Origin of the sequence: Delftia sp. DT-2 (assembly GCF_028401915.1) — a bacterium.
GTDB classification, from domain to species: domain Bacteria; phylum Pseudomonadota; class Gammaproteobacteria; order Burkholderiales; family Burkholderiaceae_C; genus Comamonas; species Comamonas tsuruhatensis.
Genome location: NZ_JAQOTI010000001.1, coordinates 102,914 through 124,754, shown reverse-complemented (window position 1 = coordinate 124,754; position 21,841 = coordinate 102,914). Strand labels below are relative to the sequence as shown.

At 66.2% G+C, this 21,841-nt stretch carries 21 protein-coding genes; 13 read left to right on the top strand and 8 right to left on the bottom strand.

The genetic code is table 11. The features are described from left to right. Positions 1-35 precede the first annotated feature (35 nt). From PO605_RS00605 to PO605_RS00590, 4 genes are all read left to right on the top strand, one after another. Positions 36-704 (top strand): hypothetical protein, encoded by a 669-nt coding sequence (locus PO605_RS00605; RefSeq protein WP_047218997.1) that lies wholly within the window; start codon positions 36-38, stop codon positions 702-704. A gap of 96 nt (positions 705-800) precedes the next feature. Beyond that, positions 801-1,148 carry a DMT family protein gene (locus PO605_RS00600; protein ID WP_012203978.1) on the top strand — a complete coding sequence of 116 codons (348 nt, stop codon included), beginning with the start codon at positions 801-803 and terminating at the stop codon, positions 1,146-1,148. Between the two features lie 11 nt (positions 1,149-1,159). After that, positions 1,160-2,371, top strand: coding sequence for an MFS transporter (locus PO605_RS00595; RefSeq protein ID WP_272205767.1), 1,212 nt, complete (start codon positions 1,160-1,162; stop codon positions 2,369-2,371). A gap of 140 nt (positions 2,372-2,511) precedes the next feature. Then, the gene (locus tag PO605_RS00590) at positions 2,512-3,486 is read left to right on the top strand and encodes a DNA/RNA non-specific endonuclease (RefSeq protein WP_047471193.1); all 975 of its coding nucleotides are present in this window, start codon (positions 2,512-2,514) and stop codon (positions 3,484-3,486) included. 356 nt (positions 3,487-3,842) lie between these two features. On the opposite strand, the gene PO605_RS00585 is transcribed toward PO605_RS00590, so the two are convergent. From PO605_RS00585 to PO605_RS00575, 3 genes are all read right to left on the bottom strand, one after another. Then, complete coding sequence (locus PO605_RS00585; protein ID WP_047471194.1) at positions 3,843-4,448, bottom strand: ATP-dependent Clp protease proteolytic subunit; 606 nt, start codon at positions 4,446-4,448, stop codon at positions 3,843-3,845. Positions 4,449-4,527: 79 nt separating this feature from the next. After that, positions 4,528-4,884 (bottom strand): SRPBCC family protein, encoded by a 357-nt coding sequence (locus PO605_RS00580; RefSeq protein ID WP_047471196.1) that lies wholly within the window; start codon positions 4,882-4,884, stop codon positions 4,528-4,530. After that, the gene (locus PO605_RS00575; RefSeq protein WP_012203973.1) at positions 4,881-5,195 is read right to left on the bottom strand and encodes an ArsR/SmtB family transcription factor; all 315 of its coding nucleotides are present in this window, start codon (positions 5,193-5,195) and stop codon (positions 4,881-4,883) included. Before PO605_RS00575 ends, PO605_RS00580 begins: the two co-directional genes overlap by 4 nt. A gap of 104 nt (positions 5,196-5,299) precedes the next feature. Between PO605_RS00575 and PO605_RS00570 the strand changes: the two genes are divergently transcribed. Next, the gene (locus PO605_RS00570; protein ID WP_156136023.1) at positions 5,300-6,019 is read left to right on the top strand and encodes a DUF4124 domain-containing protein; all 720 of its coding nucleotides are present in this window, start codon (positions 5,300-5,302) and stop codon (positions 6,017-6,019) included. Between the two features lie 89 nt (positions 6,020-6,108). Here the strand turns inward: PO605_RS00570 and PO605_RS00565 are convergent, their stop codons facing one another. Continuing rightward, entirely contained in the window at positions 6,109-6,495 is a 387-nt protein-coding gene (locus PO605_RS00565; protein ID WP_272205766.1) for a hypothetical protein, read from the bottom strand. 562 nt (positions 6,496-7,057) lie between these two features. Between PO605_RS00565 and PO605_RS00560 the strand changes: the two genes are divergently transcribed. Then, on the top strand, positions 7,058-8,734 hold the full coding sequence (locus PO605_RS00560) for a hypothetical protein (protein WP_047471201.1): 1,677 nt from the start codon (positions 7,058-7,060) through the stop codon (positions 8,732-8,734). A gap of 341 nt (positions 8,735-9,075) precedes the next feature. Then, positions 9,076-10,476 (top strand): ATP-dependent RNA helicase DbpA, encoded by a 1,401-nt coding sequence (gene dbpA / locus PO605_RS00555; protein WP_016454517.1) that lies wholly within the window; start codon positions 9,076-9,078, stop codon positions 10,474-10,476. Between the two features lie 162 nt (positions 10,477-10,638). On the opposite strand, the gene PO605_RS00550 is transcribed toward dbpA, so the two are convergent. Further along, positions 10,639-11,586 (bottom strand): LysR family transcriptional regulator, encoded by a 948-nt coding sequence (locus tag PO605_RS00550; protein WP_272205765.1) that lies wholly within the window; start codon positions 11,584-11,586, stop codon positions 10,639-10,641. 66 nt (positions 11,587-11,652) lie between these two features. On the opposite strand from PO605_RS00550, the gene PO605_RS00545 reads away from it, so the two are divergent. The 3 genes from PO605_RS00545 (at position 11,653) to PO605_RS00535 (ending at position 13,434) form a co-directional block, all read left to right on the top strand. Further along, the gene (locus tag PO605_RS00545) at positions 11,653-12,435 is read left to right on the top strand and encodes an SDR family NAD(P)-dependent oxidoreductase (RefSeq protein ID WP_047471206.1); all 783 of its coding nucleotides are present in this window, start codon (positions 11,653-11,655) and stop codon (positions 12,433-12,435) included. An 83-nt stretch (positions 12,436-12,518) separates the two neighbouring features. Then, entirely contained in the window at positions 12,519-12,986 is a 468-nt protein-coding gene (locus PO605_RS00540; protein ID WP_016454514.1) for a MerR family DNA-binding transcriptional regulator, read from the top strand. Next, positions 12,979-13,434: a PaaI family thioesterase gene (locus tag PO605_RS00535; RefSeq protein WP_047471208.1), complete on the top strand. Its 456-nt coding sequence runs from the start codon at positions 12,979-12,981 to the stop codon at positions 13,432-13,434. Before PO605_RS00540 ends, PO605_RS00535 begins: the two co-directional genes overlap by 8 nt. A 214-nt stretch (positions 13,435-13,648) precedes the next feature. Here PO605_RS00535 and PO605_RS00530 read toward each other — a convergent pair whose 3' ends face one another. The 3 genes from PO605_RS00530 to PO605_RS00520 all read right to left on the bottom strand — a co-directional run bounded on the left by PO605_RS00530 (position 13,649) and on the right by PO605_RS00520 (position 18,706). Continuing rightward, the gene (locus PO605_RS00530; protein ID WP_272205764.1) at positions 13,649-14,833 is read right to left on the bottom strand and encodes an MATE family efflux transporter; all 1,185 of its coding nucleotides are present in this window, start codon (positions 14,831-14,833) and stop codon (positions 13,649-13,651) included. Positions 14,834-15,268: 435 nt separating this feature from the next. Beyond that, positions 15,269-16,384 carry a 3-deoxy-7-phosphoheptulonate synthase gene (locus tag PO605_RS00525; protein WP_047471212.1) on the bottom strand — a complete coding sequence of 372 codons (1,116 nt, stop codon included), beginning with the start codon at positions 16,382-16,384 and terminating at the stop codon, positions 15,269-15,271. Positions 16,385-16,456: 72 nt separating this feature from the next. Beyond that, positions 16,457-18,706, bottom strand: coding sequence for a hypothetical protein (locus tag PO605_RS00520; protein ID WP_272205763.1), 2,250 nt, complete (start codon positions 18,704-18,706; stop codon positions 16,457-16,459). A 176-nt stretch (positions 18,707-18,882) separates the two neighbouring features. Between PO605_RS00520 and PO605_RS00515 the strand changes: the two genes are divergently transcribed. From PO605_RS00515 to fahA, 3 genes are all read left to right on the top strand, one after another. After that, a complete protein-coding gene (locus tag PO605_RS00515) occupies positions 18,883-19,626 on the top strand; it encodes a GntR family transcriptional regulator (RefSeq protein ID WP_016450321.1) in 744 nt (247 codons plus the stop codon). Next, entirely contained in the window at positions 19,623-20,441 is an 819-nt protein-coding gene (locus PO605_RS00510) for a 3-hydroxybutyrate dehydrogenase (protein WP_272205762.1), read from the top strand. Before PO605_RS00515 ends, PO605_RS00510 begins: the two co-directional genes overlap by 4 nt. 75 nt (positions 20,442-20,516) lie before the next feature. Further along, a complete protein-coding gene (fahA, locus tag PO605_RS00505; protein ID WP_047468462.1) occupies positions 20,517-21,833 on the top strand; it encodes a fumarylacetoacetase in 1,317 nt (438 codons plus the stop codon). Positions 21,834-21,841: the final 8 nt, after the last annotated feature.

Sequence of the window (21,841 nt, the reverse complement as noted above, 5' to 3'; positions counted from 1 at the left end):
GACTGTGCATGTCCATCGCCAACCCAGGAGCCATCATGACCCGTCTCACCCTTTCTTCCGCCGCCCTGTGGCTGGGTGCCAGCGCACTGAACGCGCATGCCGCCCCGCCCCTGCCTGCCCACGGCCCCGGCGCGCCCCACGCGGCCATGCCGCACGCGCAGGCCGTGCTCGAGAGCCCAGTCGCCCGGCTGCTCACCAACCCTTACGGGGAAGTGGACGGGCTGCGCCTGACCGACGGCACGGTGGTCCGGTTCCCGCCCCACATGGCCGATGCGCTGACGACCGCCGTGAAGGTGGGCGACACGGTGCGCATCATCGGCCGCAGCGAGGCCGGTGGTGCGGTCAAGGCCGACGCCATCGTGAACACCGCCACCGGCCAGACCGTGTATGACCAGCCACCGGAGCCCGGCCGCGCCCGCCCCATGCCCCCGCACCTGCGCATGGCCGGACTGCAGACGCAGCAGGCCCAGGGCCGCATCGAGGCTGTTCTCACCGGCCCGCGCGGCGATGCCAACGGCGTCATCCTGTCCGACGGCGCCATCGTGCGCTTTGCCCCCCATGCGCTGCAGCAGCCGCTGCAGCCGGGGCAGCTGTTTGCCGCCTCGGGCCTGGGCACGCGCAACGCGCACGGCACCTCGCTGGAGGCCATCAGCATGGGTGCCAGCCTGTCGGACCTGCAGCCGCTGTACGACCGCGCGCGCTGACGCCACCGCCCGGTCCCCGGGGCCGGGCGGGTTCCTGCCCCTTCCTGGTTTCCTGCTTCCCTGCTGCCCTGCTCTCCCGCTTTCACCGAACCCGCCATGTCCCCCAAGATCGCCCCCGTCCTGCTGCTGCTGATCTCCAACGTCTTCATGACCTTCGCCTGGTACGGGCACCTGAAGTTCGAGAACCGCCCGCTGTACCTCGTCATCCTGGTGAGCTGGCTGATCGCGCTGGCCGAGTACTGCTTCGCCGTGCCTGCCAACCGGCTCGGCCATGAGGTCTACAGCGCGGCCGAGCTCAAGACCATCCAGGAGGTGATCACGCTGGTGGTCTTCGCCGTTTTCTCCGTGCTCTACCTGGGCGAGAAGCTCACCCTCAACCACCTGGTGGGCTTCGGCTTCATCTGCCTGGGCGCCTTCTTCGTGTTCAAGGGCCCCCTGCGCTGAAGGAAGCCGCCATGCACCGCACACACCACCATGCGCGGCGCTGGCTGCCGGGGCTCAACTTCTTCCTGGCCGATGTGCGCGACGGCCTGGGCCCCTTCCTGGGCGTGTTCCTGCTCGCCCAGGGCTGGCGGCTGGACGACATCGGCTACGTCATGGCCCTGGGCGGCATCGCGGGCATGCTGGCCACCACGCCACTGGGCGCGCTGGTCGATGCCTCGCGCCGCAAGCGCCGGCTGCTGGCAGGGGCCATCGCCCTGCTGCTGGCGGGCAACCTGGCCATCTGGATCGCACCGTCGCTGGCCGTGACGGCGGCATCGCAGGTCATCACCGGCGTGGTCGCGGCCTTGATCGCCCCCTGCCTGCTGGGCATCACGCTGCAGATCACCGGCCATGCGGACCTGCCCCGGCAACTGGGCATCAACGAAGCCTGGAACCACGCCGGCAACGTGGCCACGGCCGCACTGGCGGGGGCCATGGGCCTGCGCTGGGGACTGCCTTCCGTCTTCGTGCTCATGGCCCTGATGGGCTGCGCATCGCTGGCCTGCCTGGCGCTGATGCGGCTGGATGAAACCCCGCAAGGCACGCCGCCCCCAGAGCAGGCCGGGCCTTGCGCCCCCGGCCTGCTGCACGTGCTCACGGGCACGCCGGCGCTGCGGGTGCTGGCCGTGGCCATGCTGCTGTTCCACCTGGGCAATGCCGCCATGCTGCCGCTGCTGGGCCAGGCCGCCGTGGCGCGCGGCCATGCCAACCCCAGCGGCTTCACGGCGCTGACCATCATCGTGGCGCAACTGGTCATGATCCCCATGGCCCTGCTCGCCGGGCGCCACGCCCAGCGCAGCGGCTACTGGCTGCTGGTCAAGGCGGCCCTGCTGTCGCTGCCGCTGCGCGGCCTGGTCGCCGCCACCTGGGACTCCGACTGGGCGCTGATCCCCGTGCAGGTGCTGGACGGCGTGGGCGCCGGGCTGCTGGGCGTTGCCCTGCCGGGCCTGGTCGCGCAGACGCTGCGCGGCACCGGCCACGTCAACGCGGGCCTGGGCGCCGTGATGACGCTGCAGGGCCTGGGCGCGGCCGCCAGCCCGGCACTGGCAGGCTGGATTGCGCAGCGCTTCGGCTTTGATGCGGCCTTTCTTTCGCTGGGCGGCATCGCGGTGCTGGCCCTGGCGCTGTGCTGGTTCGGCGCACCGTCCGAACACCGGGCGGCCCGTCTCCAGCCCAAGGCCTGAGGACCGGCAGCGCACGGCTCGCTTTCGGAGCACCTGGACACATTTGGGGACCTGGAAACATAGGAGAATTCCTAGGACCCGAACCAGAACCCGCACCATTGCGGACTTGCCTCCCTGCGGCCAGCGCCTGCCGCCCCCGAATGACAGTCAAGAACAAGAAGCCTTCCGCGCGCAAGCGCAGTTCCTCCCCCGCCTCCAAGAAGAAAGCCTCCGGCCGCAGCGGCCGCAGCGGACTGTGGCGCTCCGTGATCGCCGCCGTAGTGGCGGCAGCGGGCACCTTCCAGATCGCCAGCTGCAGCCTGGACCCGAACTGGCATCCCAAACTGCCCGAGCCTCCCCTGCTGTCCACCCTGCCCATCCCCGGGCTGGAGCACCTGCGCAAGCAGCCGGAGACAGGTTCGGGCACGGCCTCCGGTGGTGGCAGCCCGCCTGCCGGCAGCCTGGCCACGGGCTTTTCGCACTGCCGCGATTTCTTCCCCGGTGGCGAGCCCCCTGCCCTGCAGGTCCAGCCCCTTCAGCGCGAGCTGTGCTTCAGCGCCTTCGCCGTGCTGCACAGCGGACAGACCAAGACGCCCGTCTTCGTGGTGGAGCGCCTGAACCGCCAGTTGCTGGAGCAGGGCCAGGGCCTCAAGCGCAGCGACAAGTTCTATGCCGATGCCCGCCTGCCCCGCGCCGAGCGTGCCGAACTGGACGACTACCGCCGCTCCGGCTACTCGCGCGGCCACATGGCGCCGGCCGGCGACATGTACTCGCCCGAGGCCATGGCCCAGAGCTTCAGCCTGGCCAACATGGTTCCCCAGGACCAGACCCACAACGGCGGCGTCTGGAGCAAGGTCGAGCAGGACACGCGCCGCTACGCCCAGCGCGCCAAGGGCGATGTCTACGTCTTCACCGGGCCGGTGTTCGACGGCCAGCCCCTGACCATCGGGCCGGGCAAGGTCCATGTGCCCAGCCATATCTTCAAGCTGGTGTACGACGCGAGCACGGGGCGTGCCTGGGCGCACTGGCAGGCCAATAGCCCGGATACGCGGATGAGTGCGCCCATCAGTTATGAGGAGTTCACTCGGAGGACGGGGATGCCGTTGTTGGCGGGGGTGATGCGGGGGCGCAGTTAGTCTTCTGGCGTGGGCCAGGGTTCCGTCTTTGCCCCTGCCGGGTGGTTTTCTTTCGAGGCCGGGTCTCGGCCCGGCGGCCGACCTACCTTCTTTTGCTTCGCCAAAAGAACGTAGGCCAAGAAAAGGCGACCCGGATGTCCGCGACCCTCCGCTTCGCTGCGGGCAACCTGCGTCGTGGCGGTTGCGGGGTTCGCCGTGAAACTCACTTCGCGCTGCGCGCTACGTTCAAACATCACGGCGAGTCAGATGACGAAGCAAGCCTGTCCTTCGGCAGGCTTGCAACCCCGCAACCGCCACGCCGCAGGCGCTGACATACGGGAGTGGGGAGAAAGGCAGCCGCTCGCTGGCGCTGCGGCTCAGGGGGTTGCCATGCGCCGATCCAGAACCTTGTCTATCAGGCCCCATTCGCGGGCTTCTTCTGCGGTCATGAAGCGGTCGCGGTCCAGGTCGCGTTCCACCTCTTCGTAGCTGCGGCCGCAGTGCTGGGCGTACAGGCGTGTCACGCGGTCCTTGGTGCGCAGCATTTCCTCGGCATGGATGCGGATGTCGGAGGCCTGGCCCTGCACGCCGCCCAGCGGCTGGTGCACGTGCAGGCTGGCATTGGGCAGGGCCATGCGATGGCCGGGCTCGCCGGCCATGAGCAGGAAGGATCCCATGGAGCGCGCCGTGCCCATGCACAGCGTGTGCACGGGGGATTGGATGAACTGCATGGTGTCGTACATGGCCAGCCCGCTGGTGATCACCCCGCCGGGCGAGTTGATGTAGAGGTGAATGGGCTTGTCCGGGTTCTCCGCCTCCAGGAACAGCAGTTGCGCGCAGACCAGGGCAGAGACCGCGTCGTTGACCTCGCCGTTGAGAAAGATCACGCGGTCGCGCAGCAGGCGCGAGTAGATGTCGAAGGACCGCTCTCCGCGCGCCGACTGTTCGACAACCATGGGGACGAGCATCATCGATTCGCGCATGGGCGAACTCCTGTGTGTGGTGGTGAAAAAAGAAAGGGCTGCGGCCCTGCGCCGCATGCCCCGTTGCCCGGGCAGGGTTTCAGGTCGCGTACATCAGGAAGCCGCCGTCGTTGGCCGCTTCCCTGGCCGGCTGCACCCGCGCATCGGTCAGCACATGGACGATGCGCAGCAGCGTGCCGCCATCGGCGCCGGGGCTGATCTGCAGGTCCACCGTGCTTTCAAGAAAGGGCGGCTCCGCCTCGCGCAGCCGCAGGCGCAGTTCCTGCTGCGGCACCTGCTGCAAAGGCTCGGCATGCTCGGTGCCCGGCAGCCACTGCGCGCGCAGCTCGGGAATGCTCAGCGCGCGCCAGACCTTCTCTGGCGGGGCGTCCAGCGCGTACTCCTGCACCAGCTCGCGGGCCGCATCGTCGGTGTCCATATCGCTCATCTTGTTCATTGGTCCATGTCCTTGAGCAGGCCCTTGAGTGCATCCACGCGCTGCGGCCAGTAGGCGCGGTACTTCGCCAGCCAGCCCGCAATCTGCGCCAGCCCTTCGGGATCAACCTCGTAATGCATGAAGCGCCCCTGCCGCTGCTCGCTCACCAGCCCCGCATTGCGCAGCACGGCCAGATGCTGGGACATGGCCGACTGGCTGATCTCCATCCCCTCGCGCAGCGCGCTGGCATGCATGCTGCCAGCGGCCAGCTTCTCGAAGATGGAGCGGCGCGTAGGGTCGGCCAGGGCCTTGAAGATGTCGTTCTCGGGCATGGCAACACTTTAGCAATCACTTATCTCAAAGGCAAGCGGTCCATGGCAAACGCCACCGACAAGGCCTGCTCAAGGAAGTCTGGCTCGGCAGGTGAATTGGTCGGTTGAAGTGGCTGACGTATAACCACTGCACGGGGCCGCAAAAGAGTCAGGAAACCCGTCATTTCCAGCTCCGCAGCGCATTGGCAACGCCGGGGGGCAAAGGCTCGCAGCAGCCAGTTCACTTCATTGGAGACTCAATGGCCCATTCATCCACTGGCGGCAGCAGACATGCAAAGCGCACTTCCCTCAAGCAACCCCGAAACATGACCGCCCTGCTGAAAAGTCTGCTGTGGATGGTGGCCGCAGCCGGCCTGGCCCCCGATGCCCAGGCCGTCATGAAATGCCTTGCCGACGGAAAAACCTGGTACCAGGATGCCCCCTGCCCGCAAGGCACCACCGCCAAGCCCATGCAACTGGACCCGCCCCCTGCATCCCCCGAGCCTCTGCGGAATTCAATGCCGACCGAGCCCGCCACCAAGCCCGCGTCAGCCCCCGCACCACAGGCTGTATCGCCCTCCTCCATGCTGGAGGAAGAAGCGCGCATGTGTCTTGACTGGTACCAGAAAAATGCCGGCCTGCCCCCGGGCGCCACGTACATGAGCGCCACCAAGGATCGCCGGGTGGTGACCCTCGTGATTGCCGCCCCCGTTTCCATGACAAACCACACGGGAGCCAGAGTGCAGGGCACGACGCAGACGCCAGCTTCCTGCGAGATCAACGGCGGCAAGATCGATGACGGATGGACACGCACCCATGCCAGGCGTGGCAACTGGATTCAGTGAATGGAGCATGGCATTGGTCGTGTCTCCATGAAACCGAGCCCGCCGCGCTCTTTCGGGTTTCGGCAAACATGCGCTAGGTGTGGCGCGCTTCAAGACACCGCAGCAGACAAACCCTCATCCGCAAACCGCTTGGCCGCCTTGAGCAGATAGCTCACGGCATAGAGGATGGGGTCGTCGGCCTCATCCCCATTCAGATGGTCCACCACCTCGATGGCATAGCCCAGGTTCACCGCCGTGTCGTGCAGCAGGCCCAGCAATTCCTTGTCCTGCGGCTCCAGCGACTGCGCCTGATCGGCCTTCACGTAGTAGATGCGCAGCAGATCGCGGCACACGCAATTGATGGCCGTGACCTTGTGGCGAGCGTGCAGGTCCAGCACATCCAGCGCGGCGCCCATGTGCAGAACGGCGTCGATGGCGAGGTCGTCGAGCCGAGGCGCGGCAGAAGCAGCCGTTGAAGGATCGGGATGATGAGGCATCCTGCGATGCTCGTTGAATCGGCGAGGGGCGTCTCTACGGAATTCGTAGAACGGACGGCAAAGCCAGGATGGTTGTTTTCGGCTTGGATACGACGATGGCGGCCACCCGTGGAAAAGTCTCACCGGAATGCGCAAACCTTCGGAGTGCCGACTGCCTACCTTTACTGCGAGGACGATGATCTTGCCGAAGTGATCCTGGCGTGGAGCAAGCTTGCTCGCGGTGGTCGGGCGCAGGCGAAAAAAGCTGTGCTGGGTTGGTGGCTGGGCGGCAGGGGGAACGCCTGGGCAGCCGCTATGACGGGATGTCGGCAGGATGGGGCGGCAAGAGATTGCTGGCTGCGTATCGATATCGCCAAGAGAAGCTGCTCTTCTCGGATGACGGCAAACGGCCAAGAGCGGGCATTGCTTTTATCCGATAGTCAAATCTAAAGCCGAATTTGCAACGTCGATTGAAAGTCGCAAAGGCTGGATATGGGTGTGTGGACAAAGTGTCAAGCTAACGGGCACCGAGCTTGGACACAATGGCTCCTCAGACGCCTTCTCGCCTTTCTACACCCCCCTCATGTCTTCCAACATCCTGACCTTTACCTGCATCGGCGCTGATGCCCTTATGCTCTCCGCGCTGCACGGTCACCTCCAGACCGCAGTCGGCCAGTTCGCCGACCAGTGGCCCGCGCCGCTGCAAGTTTGCTTCGACGACTGGGAGAAGCCCTTCGTGACCAGTACGTCACTGCGGGGCGAGACGCTGCGCTTCGTGATTGAAAGCTCATCCGGCGACGAATTGGAGAAGGCGCACATCCAGGCACTGCACGACGCCGGCGCGACGCACATCCGAGTGCGCATCTGGTACGGGCAGGTCGGCGAAACGCGAACGCTGCATTACCAAGGCGGCAAAAAGGTTGCTGCCAAGGCCTTCCCGGCGCCGATGCTGACTGAGGAGGAGGCGCTGCTGGAGCTGTTGCTGGACGGCAAGGAGGCTGCCTTCGCCAAGGCCATCAAGGCCGGCGCACCGAAGAATGCCGTGGTCGATGGCACGCCGCTTCTGGTGCATGCGGCCAAGGCCCGGCTAGGCAAGGCGGTGTCGGCGCTGCTGGACGCGAACGTCGACCTAATCGCCTGCCTGGCCTGGGTCGACGAGGTCGCAGAGGTTGTGCAGAGCTACGGCGGCAAGAACACTACGGCACTGCTGCGCACGCTCGTGCAGGCGCCACAGGCCGACCCCGTGGCGCTGTGGCGCTCGGAGTGTGTGCTGCGCGCGCTCTGCGAACATCCCGAACTGCTGGCCTTGCTGGCCTCTCGCGAGGGCGTGGACGTCAACGCGCAGATCCGCTGGGCCCTGCACCCGGAGCAGGTGAGGGGCAGCCTTCTCTTCAACAGTGTGAGTTTCTTTAAGGACCGGCTGGACGTGCTGGCCGTGCTGGAGACACTGGGCGCGCGCTCCGTTGCGCCGCCGGCCATGAGCGATCAGCGCCGCCTGGAGCGCCTGTACTGGCAGGAGCGCGACGCAGGAACCGTTGCCGAGCTGGTCGCCGCGGGGGTGAATCTGGACACCCCGCTGTGGGATGACCGCCCCACCTCCCTGCTGCGTAACGTCATGCGCCACCCGACGATGGGTTGCCAGCCGCTGACCCTGGCCAATGAGTTGCTCACCAACGGTGCCAGCGCCGCGTTCTGGATGGAGCCCGATGCGTTTCAGCGCGAGGTGTTAGTTGGCATTTTCGACGCCAAGGAGCGGGCGCTCATGGCCGACGTCCCACTGAACGGCGACCGACACTTCGTCCCGGCGCGCGATGGTCAGTTGATCTTGGATTTCTTGGCCGGGCTGCTTGCCCAGGGGTTAGACGCCAACATGCCTGTGCGCCTGTGCTTGCACAAATTGACGGGCAGCGGCATTGACGCTGACTTCCGCTACAAGCGTCTGTACTGGCGCGGCTCGCTGCTCGGTGCCGTCGCGCTGCTGCTGTGCGGTCGCGGCAGCGAGATGCGCCCGATCTGCCTACCGCTGGCGGCGCTGCTGCTGAGCTACGGCGCAGCCCCCGATGACGCAGGCGATCTGGTGGATAGCACGAAAGGCGAGATCTACTGGGACATCTTGCTGCGGGGCGACTGGGGCCGCGAGGCGTGGGACAGCCATCCCCCGACCGGCACGGTGGTTGAACGACTTCGCCATCGACAGAACCAAGTGCCGGACGAGGTCGACGCAGAACTCATCGCGATTTTGGAGAAGCGCGGCCGATAGTAGGCCAGCCGACCGCTCGCCAGCCAACGTTTGCAAGAGCCTTCAGGCTTGCATTGAGTTACGCCGATGCGGCCGCAGGTCTTCGAAACTGGGGTGCTCTGGACGACCGCTTTTGAATTTGCTTCGAAGACCGCAATGGGTCGCCAGCCGACTGCTGGCCGGCAGCTTCAGGCTGGTTGCTATCTGTTAGCCCCACGGCAGACCTCTTGCCATCCATGCCGTCAACACCCAGCTTCCCTTCTTCTCGCACATGCCGGCAATGGCCCAGCAAGCCCCTGTTCTTTCTCAGTGACCAGCGTGCCGCGCCCCGGTCCTGAGAGCGCCAAAACTAAAATGCCGCCATGACTGCACCCTCGGCTTCCCCCCATTCCTTCGACAAACTTGCGCTTTCGCCTGCGACGCTCGCCAATCTTGAGCGGCTCGGCTACCTTGAAATGACGGCGATTCAGCTCGCCAGCCTGCCCCCTGCGCTTGAAGGCAAGGATGTGATCGCCCAGGCGAAGACCGGCAGCGGCAAGACCGCAGCCTTTGCCCTGGCGCTGCTGGCCAAGCTGGATACGCGCAATTTCTCGGTGCAAGGCCTGGTGCTCTGCCCCACCCGCGAGCTGGCCGATCAGGTGACGACCGAGATTCGCCGCCTGGCGCGTGCGGAAGACAACGTCAAGGTGGTGACCCTGTCCGGCGGCGTTCCGCTGCGCGGCCAGAACGCGAGCCTTGAGAACGGCGCGCACGTGATCGTGGGCACGCCCGGCCGTGTGATCGATCACCTGGACCGGGGCAATCTGAACCTTGATTCGCTGAACACCTTGGTGCTTGACGAAGCGGATCGCATGCTCGACATGGGTTTCGTCGATGACATCGCCAAGGTCGCCAAGCAGTGCCCCCCGCAGCGCCAGACCTTGCTGTTCTCCGCAACCTACCCTGAAGGCATCGCCAAGCTGGCCGCGCGATTCATGCGTGACCCGGTCACGGTCAAGGTCGCCGCGCAGCACAGCGGCGAGCAGATCGAGCAGCGCTGGTACGAGGTGGACAAGGAAGAGCGGCTGCCTGCGGTGGCTCGCCTGCTGGAGCATTTCCGGCCCGAGAGCACGCTGGCCTTCTGCAATACCAAGGCGCGCTGCCGGGCCCTTGCCGAGCTGCTGCAGGCCCAGGGCTACAGCGCGCTGGAGCTGCACGGCGATCTGGAGCAGCGTGACCGTGACCAGGTGCTGGTGCGCTTCGTGAACGGCAGTTGCTCCGTGCTGGTCGCCACCGATGTGGCGGCTCGCGGGCTGGATGTGACCAACCTGGGCGCCGTCATCAACGTAGACATCACGCCCGACCCTGAAGTGCACGTGCACCGCATCGGCCGCACAGGCCGCGCCGGCCAGAAAGGCCTGGCCCTGAGTCTTGCGACGATGGACGAAATGGGCGCGGTCGGAAACATCGAGCAGATGCAGGGCAGCCCATCCGTCTGGTACCCGCTGGACGAGCTCACGCCGACTCCCGGCGGCCGGCTCCTGCCATCCAAGGCCACCATCCACATCAATGCCAGCCGCAAGGACAAGATCCGCCCGGGCGATGTGCTGGGCGCGCTCACCGCAGACCTGGGCTACACCCGCGAGCAAGTGGGCAAGATCGACATCAACGAGTTCGCAACCTATGTGGCCGTGGACCGCAAGATTGCGCATGACGTGGTTGCCCGGCTCAATAGCGGAAAGATCAAGGGGAGAACGGTGAAGGCGCGCTTGCTCAAGGATTGAGCGGTTGCAGGCGCCGAGGCACGAACGACCACAACGGGTCGTTTCGCGCCAGCCACTGCCCATTCTTGTTTTGTTGGGATCGACGGCCAACGATGGTCCTGGCTGCTCACCGGGTCCGTCGTCCGCGCCCCCGCCTTGAACGGTCTGGAAAGACCGGGCCTGTCATGACTGCGCGGCAGGGTTGGCCGCTTCGGCTTTTTCTGCGGGCGGCTGCAGCCCTTCGGCCAGCGCCGCGCCCAGCGCGTCGATCACTGCCCGCACGCCCGGCACGTTGCGGCGGTCGCGGTGATAGGCCAGGTACACCGGGCAGGACGGCAGTGGCGCATCCACCTCCAGCCGCACCAGGCCGGGCACGGCATGGGCCATGGCGTCGGGCAGCAGGCAGATGCCCTGGCCTTGCTCCGTGGCCTCCTGGCGGGCCAGGTCGGAGGCGGATCGAAAGACGAACCGGGTGGCGCCCCGGCTGGCCAGCCACAGGTTGGAGGCGTCCTGCCGGCCGGTGGCCAGGTCCTGTCCCACGAAATCGTGGCTGGCGAAGTCCTGCACGCGCAGGCGGCGACCCGGCAGGCGCTGCTCGACATAGCCGTGCGAGGCGTACAGGCCAAACGTCAGTTGCCCCGCCCATTTCTCCACCACCACGGCCGAGCTGGAGCGCCCGACCCGGAGCGCGACGTCCACTTCGCGCCGCCCGACATCCGTGAAGCGCGACTCCACGGCCACTTCGATATGCAGCCCGGGGTGCGCGCTTCTCAACTGCGAGAGCACGGCGGTCACCGGCTTCACGAAGCCTTCGCCCATGCTGACGCGGATGGTGCCGGTCAGCGCATGGGCCTTCTCAGCGGGCCGGTCGTCGCGCTTGATGCCGCCCAGTCCCAGCTCGAATTGCTCGGCCAGCTCCACCAGTTCCATCGCATCGGGCTCGACCGTCGTCCCTGCGCTGCTGCGGTGTACCAGGGCGCGGCCCAGGGATTGCTCCAGCGCCTCGATGCGCCGCGCGACGGTGGAGGTGGACAGGCCGAGGGCAGCGCCTGCGGCCAGCAGGCTTTGGTGGCGGTGAAGCGCCAGGAGCACGCGCAGGTCATCCCAGGTGGTGGGCGGTTGGTTTTTCATGAATGCAAATCAGCTTACCAGCGCTGCCCATTCCCAGGCGGGCCCCCCGTCGCAATACTCGAGTGCATGAAAACCCCTTTTGATTTCTCCCAGAAAACCGTCCTGGTGACCGGCGCCTCCATGGGCATCGGTGAAGTATTCGCCAGGGAGCTTGCCCGCCGTGGCGCCAAAGTCGTGCTGATCGCGCGCAGCCGCGACAGGCTCGAGAAGCTCGCCAGCGAATTGCCCGGCGCCGAATTCCTGGTGGAGGACCTGGCCGCACCCGGGGCGGCCCGGCGGGTCTTCGAGGCCGTCAGCGCCAGGGGCCTGCTGCCGGACCTGCTGGTGAACAACGCCGGCTTCGGCACCCACGGCAGGTTTGATGAACTGGCGCTGGCCATGCAGCGGGAGGCCATCGATCTGAATGTGGGCGCCCTGGTGGAATTGACGCACCTGTGTCTCCCCGCACTGGAGCAGCGCCAGGGCGGCGTCATCAACATCGCCTCCACGGCAGCGTTTCAGCCGGTCCCGTACATGGCGGTCTACGCCGCGACCAAGGCCTTCGTCCTTTCGTTCAGCGAAGCGCTCTGGGCCGAGTACCGGCCGCGCGGCGTGCGCGTGCTGGCGTTGTGCCCGGGCGCTACCGACACGGCGTTCTTCGCCCGCGCCGGCGAGGCCGCATCCTTCGGGAAAAAAGCTTCCAGCGAAGACGTGGTTCGCCTGGGGCTGAAAGCCTTCGACGACAACCGCGCCTCGGTGGTGCACGGCTGCGCCAACTACCTGACGGCCCTGGGCGGGCGCATTGTCACGCGCGAGTTCATGGCCCGGTTCACGGCGCGCGTGATGAGGCCTGCCGCGCAGCCGGCTTGAAGACGACTGGCAAGAGACAGCGATAGAAAAAACCTGTCCCCTTCCCAACCCTAGCCCAGCACGAGCCTTGCTAGCCTTGGCACATGCTGATCTCCGAACTCGCCCGGCTCACGGGCGTCTCCATCCACGCGCTGCGGCACTACGAGCGCGCGGGCCTGCTCAAGCCCCGGCGCCTGCCCAATGGCTACCGCGACTATCCGCGCTCGGCCCGGCGCGAGGTGGTGTTCATCGCCATGTCCCGCGCGCTGGGGTTCGGGCTGCCGCGCATTGCGGAGAACCTGCGCGCCTGGCGTGCGGGGCGCATAGGCCCCGGTGACCTGGCCGATGCCGTGCAGCAGCGCGTGCAGGAGATAGACGAACAGATCGCTGCGCTGCAGGCCCAGCGCGCCCAGGCCCTGGACCATGTGCAGTGGCTGCGCGCCCGCCAGGCCGAGCGGGATCTGGCGCAGACGGCACCGGCCCCATCCAACGCACCCGACAAACCCGCCGCGCCCTGGCCGCGCGTGCGCCGTGCCGCTTCACCCACCACGAAGGAGACAGGCCATGACTGAGCCGACCACCCACCCCACCCCATCCACCCAGGCGCTGCAGAACGCCGTGCTGGCCATGCCCATGGCGCGCACCCTGGGCCTGCGCTTCGTGCGTGCCGAGCCCGGAGCCACCGAGCTGGAGATGCCCATTGCCGATGCCCTGTGCTTTCAGCCGGGCCAGTTGCAGGCCACGGCGGTCTTTGCACTGGGCGACTTTGCGGCGGTGTCGGCCGCAGGTTCACTGCTGCCTGCCGGCTGGGCCAATGCCACGGTGGACGGCAGCGTGAAGCTCTTCGCCCCCGCACGCGGCACCCACCTGCGGGCGCGCGGCCGCGTGGTGGATGCCGGCCGCGTGCTCAGCATCTGCGCAGCCGACCTGTATGCGGTGGCCGAGGATGGTCATGAAACGCATTGCGCGACCTGGCTGGGCACGGCGCGCAATCTGGAGCCCAGGCCCGTGCGGGCCTGAGAACGTTCCCCCGCCTCCCCACCCCGTATGTCAGCGCCTGCATCGTGGCGGTTGCGGGGTTGCCGAAGGACAGATCACCTCGCCAAGGGCCACCACTGCTACAGGCTCTGCTTCAAGCCAATCTTCTCTTCGGATAGGGAATCTCGCCTGTTGCGGATAAGCAGGACCAACAGCGCACAGGACAGGAGAGAAGAAAATGAGAAAACATAATTGATCATGGAATAACTGGAGCCATGAAATCCCAATGACATCGGGGCAAAAAACACCAATGCGTAAACAACCCAAAAATGATTCTTGACGACCAATAAAGGCCTAGCCCGCCAGAAATTGCTGCCGCATAGAAAAACCCCACATCCGTAATTCCTTTGCACACCAAGGAAAGGAACCCCTCCCCGACAATTTGATAACCATTGGCCTTCGATATTTCATAGAACAGCATGAATACAATCAATGCAACAGCCGGAATAATGGCACAATAAATCATCAATGAAGAAGAATCTTTGATGAACTGAAATTGCACTGCCCATCTTCCACGATTTTTTGATATCTCCATCGCCAGAAGAGCACAGACTCCTATGGCAGGCAGTTCTGCCAACAGCAATATGGCAGAAGCTTGGGATTGAATTGCAGAATACATTGCACCCAGCCCTGCAACAGACATTGACAATATATAAAGCAGATATTTTCCAAAGAAAGAATTGGCATAACCAGGAATCAAAACGGCAAATATTCTTCTGCCTGGCAATCCACGAAAATTGAATGAAAAACCGAATTGACAGTATTTCCGCATCAAAGCATATGCGGCAATGGAAAAAATGATGTCACTGAACAGATAGGCAAGAGCGACCGAGTCATCACTCATCCACTCGTTCCTCCCAAGCAGCACCATCACAACAATCACACAGGCTGCATGGAAAAAAACCTGCCACATTCTGAATTTTGCAACGATGGCAGTATGTGATCTTGACTCAAGAACGCAGCTACATACATTGATGATTCCGAAGAATGGAATACACAGAATTATCAATCTTGCCTGCGATACGGCCCCATCCAACAGTTCCTCTGGCAAACCGGATATCAGGGTTTTCGAGATAACAGGAAGCCAATACACCAGAATAAAACAAACCCCGGTGTACAAGAGGACCAACCAGAATAGCAAACTGATGAGTGAATCCGATTGCTCCTTATCTTTGCTGGCAGCCATTTCCGAAAAGAAGATGGCGCCAATACTCGCCGGCAATACAAATAAAAGTGAAGCAAAGGAAAGGGCGATGCTGAATTGGGCAACAAGAGTAGGGCTATGGAAACTAATGGCAAAAATGGTGACCATGGAGGCAAGCGGTGGTGCGGAGCGCCCAACTGCGAGGTCAAATACCCGCTTTGCATCACCAGGCCTCATACCTATCCCTCCTCCGCAGAATCAAAACCCATGATATATGACCCGAATTCTTTGAAATGAAGATCCTGGGTTACATTGAAGCTGCCATTCATTATTCATTGCCCGCCATCCCTGTCACTGCGGAATATGGACAAACATATCGGCGCAATCCTTGAGATACACTGGATGCAACAATAGAAAATCTCTTGAGCCGATATAAAAATCAATCATTCAATGCGAAAATGCATGACGCAATCGGACTGGTCTGAAAAGCGTGATGCGGGCATGCTCTGCCCCAGCATCTGAATGAGATCTCGCAGTCTGCCGACCCTGTCTTTACATCGGCGACCTGTATGCACGCCACTGCGCTGTAGCGGTTGCAGCATTGCAGTCCTGCCGAAGGACAGGACTGCCCCATTGCCTGACGCGGGCCCAAAACAGACCCGGCCAGTCAACTCACCCCCGCAGCTTCGCCCGCCGCGCCTTCACCGCCGCAGCCAGCTGCTGCAGCACAGGCACGGTCTGCTCCAGGCTGATGCAGGCATCGGTCACGGACACGCCATGCGCCAGCGGCTGGCCGTCCACGATGTCCTGCCGCCCTTCCTGCAGGTGGCTTTCGATCATCAGCCCCGTGATGCGGGCATCGCCACCGGCGATCTGCTGGGCCACGTCGGCCGCCACGTCGATCTGGCGGCGGTGCTGCTTGCTGCTGTTGGCGTGGGAGACATCGATCATGACCTGCGGGCGCAGGCCCGCACCTTCCAGCAGGGCGCAGGCGGCCTGCACATGCTCGGCGCCGTAGTTGGGCTGCTTGCCGCCGCGCAGGATGACGTGGCAGTCGCCATTGCCGCGGGTCTCGAAGATGGCGGACTGGCCCATCTTGGTCATGCCCATGAAGGCGTGGGGCGCGCTGGCCGCCTGGATGGCGTCGCTGGCCACCTTGACGCCGCCGTCCGTGCCGTTCTTGAAGCCCACAGGGCAGGACAGGCCACTGGCCAGCTGGCGGTGGCTCTGGCTTTCCGTGGTGCGCGCGCCGATGGCGCCCCAGCTGACCAGGTCGCTGATGAATTGCGGCGACAGAAGGTCCAGGAATTCCGTGCCCACGGGCAGGCCCAGGGCCAGCACATCCAGCAGCAGGGCGCGGGCCATTTCCAGGCCTTCGTTGATGGCGAAGCTGCCGTCCAGGTGCGGGTCGTTGATGTATCCCTTCCAGCCCACGGTGGTGCGGGGCTTCTCGAAGTAGACGCGCATGACCACGAGCAGCTCGCCGGCCAGGGCGTCGGCCTGGGCCTTGAGCTGGCGCGCATAGTCCATGGCCTGGTCGTGGTCGTGGATGGAGCAGGGTCCGACGACGACGATGAGCCGGTCGTCCCGGCCCTGCAGCACGCCGGAGATGGCGGAGCGGCTGGTTTCCACCAGTTGCTGCGCGGCTTCGGGCGCGGGCAGCCATTCCTGCAGCAGGGCCGGGGTGATCAGGGGGCGCACGGCCTTGATGCGCAGGTCGTCGATGCGGGTGGTGTCGTGCGTGCTCAGGGGCACGGCACTGCGTTGTACGTGGGTGGGGGTGGTCATGGCGCTATTGTCGCGCCTTGAGGTTTCCCGACCGGGGCGGGGCAAGTGGCTTGCCCGCCCCTTGGCATCGACTTACTGAGCTGCCGCTGCAGGTGCCGGTGCCGCTGCTGGCGCAGGCGCAGGTGCGGACTCTGGCGCAGCCGGCACAGCGGCCGGTGCCGCGCCATACTGCCAGCCGGCGGGCAGCAGGCCATCGATCCAGTGCAGGCGCCAGGCCATCAGTGCCAGCAAGGCCACCACGGCCAGCGCCACCAGGGTGTTGCGCAGGCCATTGCCTTCCGCATAGGGATCGCCCACCGTGCGCCGCGCGCCCACCGGCACCTTGGCGGTCTGCGACAGGCTGCGGCCCAGCGGCAGGTTGATGCGCATGCGGCCGTTGATGGCCCAGCCGCTGGCGTCCAGGATGGGACCCAGGCTGCGCTGGCGCAGCTTGAGCCAGGCAATCATCATGCTGGGCCCGGAGATGGCGGCAATGAGGCCGACCAGGGCCACGGGAATCCAGGGCCCCAGGTCGATGAACTTGCCGAAGATGCCCACCAGCACGGCGCTGATGGAGCCCAGGGCCACGCCCAGGGCGGCCACGGTGCCCACATCGGTCTTGCGCGGGGCGGCGGCCGCCGTGGCCGTGGCGGCGCTGGCCGCTGCGGTGCCGGGCGCCGTGACCAGCTGGCCGGCCTGAGTGCCCAGGCTGGCGGTCACGCCTTCTTCCTTGGCCGAGGCGCGCTTGGCCACCTGTTCCTCCACCATGCGCAGGAATTTCTTGTAGGGCAGGAAGAAGGCCTGGCCGATGCTGGTGGGGTTCTCGATGAGCTTGACGATGGTGGCGTCCCAGTCGTTGCCTGCGCGGTCATAGAACACGCCGTTGCGGCCCACGAAGAGAAAGTCCACATCGCCGGCCGTGAAGGCCGCGACGATGGCTTTCTTCTTGCCCTCGCGCCGGAGCTCGCAGTAGGCCAGGCAGGTCTTGGCGCGGCCGGCCAGCGCGGCATGGGCAGCCGTGTCGCTCACTTCCACGGTCAGGTCGCAGCTGCGCGCATCCAGGTAGAGCGTGCCGGCCTGGAAGGCCGCGCCCTCGCGCCGGTAGAAGCTGCTGAACGAGACGAAGTTGTTGAGCAGCGCCAGCAGGTCGCGCTGCAGGCGGATGAGCTTTTCCAGCGCCACGGCCTGCAGGCTGTGTTCCTTCTCGGACTCGTCCTGGGCGATGAGGTCCAGCAGCGCGGCTTCCTGCCCGCCGTCCAGCAGTGCCTGCACCTCCTGTTGCGACAGGGCATCGAGCGGCGTGGCGGGCCGGGCCGCCAGCCATTGGCGGCAGGGCTGCAGCGCGGCCTTGACCTGTTCCCACTGCGCGGCGGTGATCTCCTGCAGGTCTTCGCCCAGCACGGGCTGCACGGCCTGCTCGCGCAGGGCCTGCAGCGCACCGGCCCAGGCGGGGTTGACGCCCTGGGCCAGCGGCAGCGCGCGGTCGGCCGCCACGGCGGCCAGCGGCAGCGCGGCAATGGCCTGGGCGCCGCTGTCCAGCACTTCGCGTCCCAGGGCCGCATAGCCTTCGATGGAGGGGTTGAGCGGGTCCTGCGCGCGCGTGTCGAAGGCGGCCAGCCGCGTGCGTGCGAAGAAGTCGTCCACCTTGGCCTGCACCGCGTCCACGGCGCGGGCCGCGGCCAGGGCCTGGTCGCGCTCGGCAATGCCGCAGCCCAGGGCCTCGGCGCCTGCATGCCAGTCGCGCAGGGAACGCAGGTCGGCATAGAAGGACTCGGCCTGCTTGCGTGCGATGCCGGCCACGCCATCGGCGCCCGCCGCCGTGCCGTAGGCCTTGCCGATGCGCTCGACCAGCGCGGCCAGCGCCTTGTCGTCCCCGGCGGTGGCGGGGCTGACGATGCCGTCGCCATTGAAGCGCATGGCCGCCAGGGAGGCCAGGCGCTCGCGCACCTGGGCCAGGCTCAGCGCGGAGCCGCCGGCCTGACCGGACAGGGCCAGCATGCGCTCGGCCTCGGCATGCAGCAGGGCGCCCTGCTCGCTGTTGCGCTCCAGGCTGGACAGTTGCAGGACGTCGCCGCCATCGGCCAGCACCTGGGGGTCACGCACGCGCGCCACGGCCCATTGGCAGGCGGCGATCAGTTCGGGCGGGCGGATGCGGCCGTCCTTGTCTTCGTCGATCAGGTCCAGCGTGTCGCTGTCGAACTCGATGCCGCGCGTGGGGCAGGCCAGGGCCACCCACAGCTTCTGGTCCAGCTCGCCGATGTGCGCAATGTCCTGCCCGGTGCGGATGACCACCTGGTCCACTCCACCGGCGCGAAAAAACTCCCAAGCATGTTGCTGCTGCATGAAATACCCAACGGCCGCTCTGGCCAACGTTCGAAAAACGGAAAAAGGGCCGCAGTTTAAAAGTCATTCGGCCTGTCCAATTGAAGACATTTGTCAACGACGGGCGTCAGTGCAGGCTGTCAGGGCTATTGCTTTGTGCAAAAATAAAAGCACTGAATAGATACTTTATTGCCTTCATGCCCTCCAACTCCACCGCGTCGGCCCCTCAACAAGGCCGGGACAAGCTGCACCTGCAGCTGGCGCGGCTGTTCCGCAGCAAGGTGTCCACGGGCGCCTGGCCCGTAGGCAGCGCCATTCCCACGGTGCAGGAGCTGCAGGCGCTGCATGGCGTGTCGCGCACCACGGTGCGCATGGCGCTGGGCGCCCTGGTGGCAGAGGGCCTGCTGCTCACGCGCAAGCGCGGCGGCACGCGGGTGATTGCGGCGCCCTACAAGCCGCCGTCCTTTCTGTTGCCCACCAGCTGGAAGGAGCTGGTGGCCTTTGGCGCCCACATCGGCCAGATCACCCTGCACACCGGGCGGGACTGCCTGCCGCCGATTCCCGAAGGCTTCCCCGACGTGGGCCGCATGGCCCCCGCCTACGTGCACCTGCTGCGCGTGTACGACCATGACGCGGCGCGGTTTTGCCTGTCGCAGCTGTACCTGGAGCAGGAACTGTTCCCCGAGATCGAGGCCCAGCTGCAGCGCAGCTCCCTGGCCGTGGCCCTGAGCAGCGACCCCTCGCGCATTGCCGTGGCGCGCCAGCACCTGAGCGTGGCGCCGGCCGACGAACTGGCCGCCGAGCACCTGGGCGTGGCCCTGGGCACGCCGCTGATGCAGGCGCTGCGCTGGGCCTGCAATGCCGACGGGCTGCTGATCTACTGGGCGCGGGTCCGCTTTCTCAGCGAGTACGTGCATATGGAAATGGATCTTCTGAAATGAACCCCACCCCCTCCGCCCCGGCCAGCCGCCCGCATGCGGGCCGCGTGGCCTGGATCACCGGCTCGACCAGCGGCATCGGCCTGGCCGTGGCGCGCCATCTGGCCAGCGAGGGCGCGGCCATCGCGCTGCATGGCCAGGCCGCCGCTTCTGCCGAGACCGATGCGCTGGTGCGCGAGATCGCCCAAACGCATGGCGTGCCGGTGCGCCACTACGGGCTGGACCTGCGCGACGGCAGCGCCATCGCCCCGCTGGCGCAGCGCATTGCGGCCGAGATGGGCGCCATCGACATCCTGGTCAACAACGCAGGCATGCAGCATGTGAGCCCGCTGCTCGAATTCCCGGCCGGCAAGTGGGACGAGCTGCTGGCCGTCAACCTGTCGGCCCCCTTCCACGCCATCCAGGCATGCGCGCCGCAGATGCTGGAGCGCGGCTGGGGCCGCATCATCAATATCGCCTCGGTCAGCGGGCTGGTGGGCGTGGCGCGCAAGCCGGCCTATGTGTCCAGCAAGCACGGGCTGATCGGGCTGACCAAGTCGGTGGCGCTGGAGTTCGCGACCACGCCCGTGACCTGCAACGCCATCTGCCCGGGCTGGGTGCTGACGCCGCTGGTGCAACGGCAGATCGATGCGCTGGCCGCGCGCGAGGGGCTGGATGCCGACGCGGCGGCCCGCCAGCTGCTGGGCGCCAAGCAGCCCTCCCAGGCCTTCGTGACCGTGGAGCAGGTGGCGGCGCTGGCCGGTTTCCTGGCCAGCGAGCAGGCCGCCCAGGTGCGCGGCGCACACTGGAACATGGACGGCGGCTTTGCCGCCGCCTGACCCCGCCACGCCTCGCCCTGCCCCGCCAAACCCCTTTTCATACCAACGACAGACAAACCCAACCAGGAGAGACAGATGTCCTTGAACGAAACCCATGACGCAGGCCTGCGCAGCTGGGTGGCCTCGGCCAACACCGGCGCCAGCGACTTCCCCATCCAGAACCTGCCCTACGCGGTGTTCCGCCGCGCAGGCAGCCAGGAGGCCTGGCGCGGCGGCGTGGCCATCGGCGACCAGGTGCTGGACCTGGCGCGCGCAAGCGCCCTCAAGGCGCTGGGCGATGCCGTGCAGCCGCAGCTGGAGGCCGCTTCGCAGCAGCGCCTGAACGGCTTCATGGCCATGGGGCCGGCCGCCTGGTCGGCCCTGCGCCTGGCGCTGTCGCGCGCGCTGCGCGCAGGTGCTGCCGCGCAGGACGCCCTCAAGGATTGCCTGCTACCCCAGGCCGAGGTGGAGTACGCCGTGCCGGCCCAGGTCGGCGACTACACGGACTTCTATACCTCGGTGCACCACGCCACCAACGTCGGCAAGCTGTTCCGCCCGGACAACCCGCTGATGGAGAACTACAAGTGGGTGCCGATTGGCTACCACGGCCGCGCCTCCAGCCTGCGCGTGTCGGGCGTGGACTTCCGCCGCCCCATGGGCCAGCTGAAGGCGCCCGACGCCGCCGCGCCCGCACTCAAGCCCTGCGCACGCCTGGACTACGAGCTGGAGATGGGCATCTACACCGGCGCCGGCAACGCCTGGGGCGAGGCGATTTCCATGGACGAGGCCGAACACCACATCTTCGGCCTGTGCCTGCTCAACGACTGGTCGGCGCGCGACATCCAGGCCTGGGAATACCAGCCGCTGGGCCCCTTCCTGTCGAAGAACTTCGCCACCACGGTCTCGCCCTGGATCGTGACGCTGGAGGCGCTGGAGCCCTATCGCACGGCGTTCACGCGGCCCGCCGCAGATCCCCAGCCCCTGCCCTACCTCAGCTCGCCCGCCAATTCCGAGCGCGGCGCGTTCGACGTGCAGCTGAGCGTGGCGCTGGAGACCGGCCGCATGCGCGCCGAAGGCCAGGCCGCCCAGCAGATCACCCACACCAGCTACCGCCACGCCTACTGGACCATGGCCCAGTTGGTGGCCCACCACAGCGTCAACGGCTGCGACCTGCAGCCCGGTGACCTGCTGGGCACGGGCACGCTGTCCGGCCCCACCTCCAGCGAGGCCGGCGCTCTGCTGGAGCTGACCGAAGGCGGCAAGAAGCCCGTGGCGCTGGCCAATGGCGAGAGCCGCACCTTCCTGCAGGATGGCGATGCCGTGATCCTGCGCGGCTGGTGCGAGAAGCCGGGCGCCGCGCGCATCGGCTTCGGCGAGTGCCGCGCCACGGTGCTGCCCGCGCGCCAGGGCTGACAGCAGCC

Coding starts and splice junctions, on each gene's coding strand:
- PO605_RS00605 (WP_047218997.1), top strand. CDS start 36: ATGACCCGTCTCACCCTTTCTTCCGCCGCCCTGTGGCTGGGTGCCAGC.
- PO605_RS00600 (WP_012203978.1), top strand. CDS start 801: ATGTCCCCCAAGATCGCCCCCGTCCTGCTGCTGCTGATCTCCAACGTC.
- PO605_RS00595 (WP_272205767.1), top strand. CDS start 1,160: ATGCACCGCACACACCACCATGCGCGGCGCTGGCTGCCGGGGCTCAAC.
- PO605_RS00590 (WP_047471193.1), top strand. CDS start 2,512: ATGACAGTCAAGAACAAGAAGCCTTCCGCGCGCAAGCGCAGTTCCTCC.
- PO605_RS00585 (WP_047471194.1), bottom strand. CDS start 4,448: ATGCGCGAATCGATGATGCTCGTCCCCATGGTTGTCGAACAGTCGGCG.
- PO605_RS00580 (WP_047471196.1), bottom strand. CDS start 4,884: ATGAACAAGATGAGCGATATGGACACCGACGATGCGGCCCGCGAGCTG.
- PO605_RS00575 (WP_012203973.1), bottom strand. CDS start 5,195: ATGCCCGAGAACGACATCTTCAAGGCCCTGGCCGACCCTACGCGCCGC.
- PO605_RS00565 (WP_272205766.1), bottom strand. CDS start 6,495: ATGCCTCATCATCCCGATCCTTCAACGGCTGCTTCTGCCGCGCCTCGG.
- PO605_RS00560 (WP_047471201.1), top strand. CDS start 7,058: ATGTCTTCCAACATCCTGACCTTTACCTGCATCGGCGCTGATGCCCTT.
- dbpA (WP_016454517.1), top strand. CDS start 9,076: ATGACTGCACCCTCGGCTTCCCCCCATTCCTTCGACAAACTTGCGCTT.
- PO605_RS00550 (WP_272205765.1), bottom strand. CDS start 11,586: ATGAAAAACCAACCGCCCACCACCTGGGATGACCTGCGCGTGCTCCTG.
- PO605_RS00545 (WP_047471206.1), top strand. CDS start 11,653: ATGAAAACCCCTTTTGATTTCTCCCAGAAAACCGTCCTGGTGACCGGC.
- PO605_RS00540 (WP_016454514.1), top strand. CDS start 12,519: ATGCTGATCTCCGAACTCGCCCGGCTCACGGGCGTCTCCATCCACGCG.
- PO605_RS00535 (WP_047471208.1), top strand. CDS start 12,979: ATGACTGAGCCGACCACCCACCCCACCCCATCCACCCAGGCGCTGCAG.
- PO605_RS00530 (WP_272205764.1), bottom strand. CDS start 14,833: ATGAGGCCTGGTGATGCAAAGCGGGTATTTGACCTCGCAGTTGGGCGC.
- PO605_RS00525 (WP_047471212.1), bottom strand. CDS start 16,384: ATGACCACCCCCACCCACGTACAACGCAGTGCCGTGCCCCTGAGCACG.
- PO605_RS00520 (WP_272205763.1), bottom strand. CDS start 18,706: ATGCAGCAGCAACATGCTTGGGAGTTTTTTCGCGCCGGTGGAGTGGAC.
- PO605_RS00515 (WP_016450321.1), top strand. CDS start 18,883: ATGCCCTCCAACTCCACCGCGTCGGCCCCTCAACAAGGCCGGGACAAG.
- PO605_RS00510 (WP_272205762.1), top strand. CDS start 19,623: ATGAACCCCACCCCCTCCGCCCCGGCCAGCCGCCCGCATGCGGGCCGC.
- fahA (WP_047468462.1), top strand. CDS start 20,517: ATGTCCTTGAACGAAACCCATGACGCAGGCCTGCGCAGCTGGGTGGCC.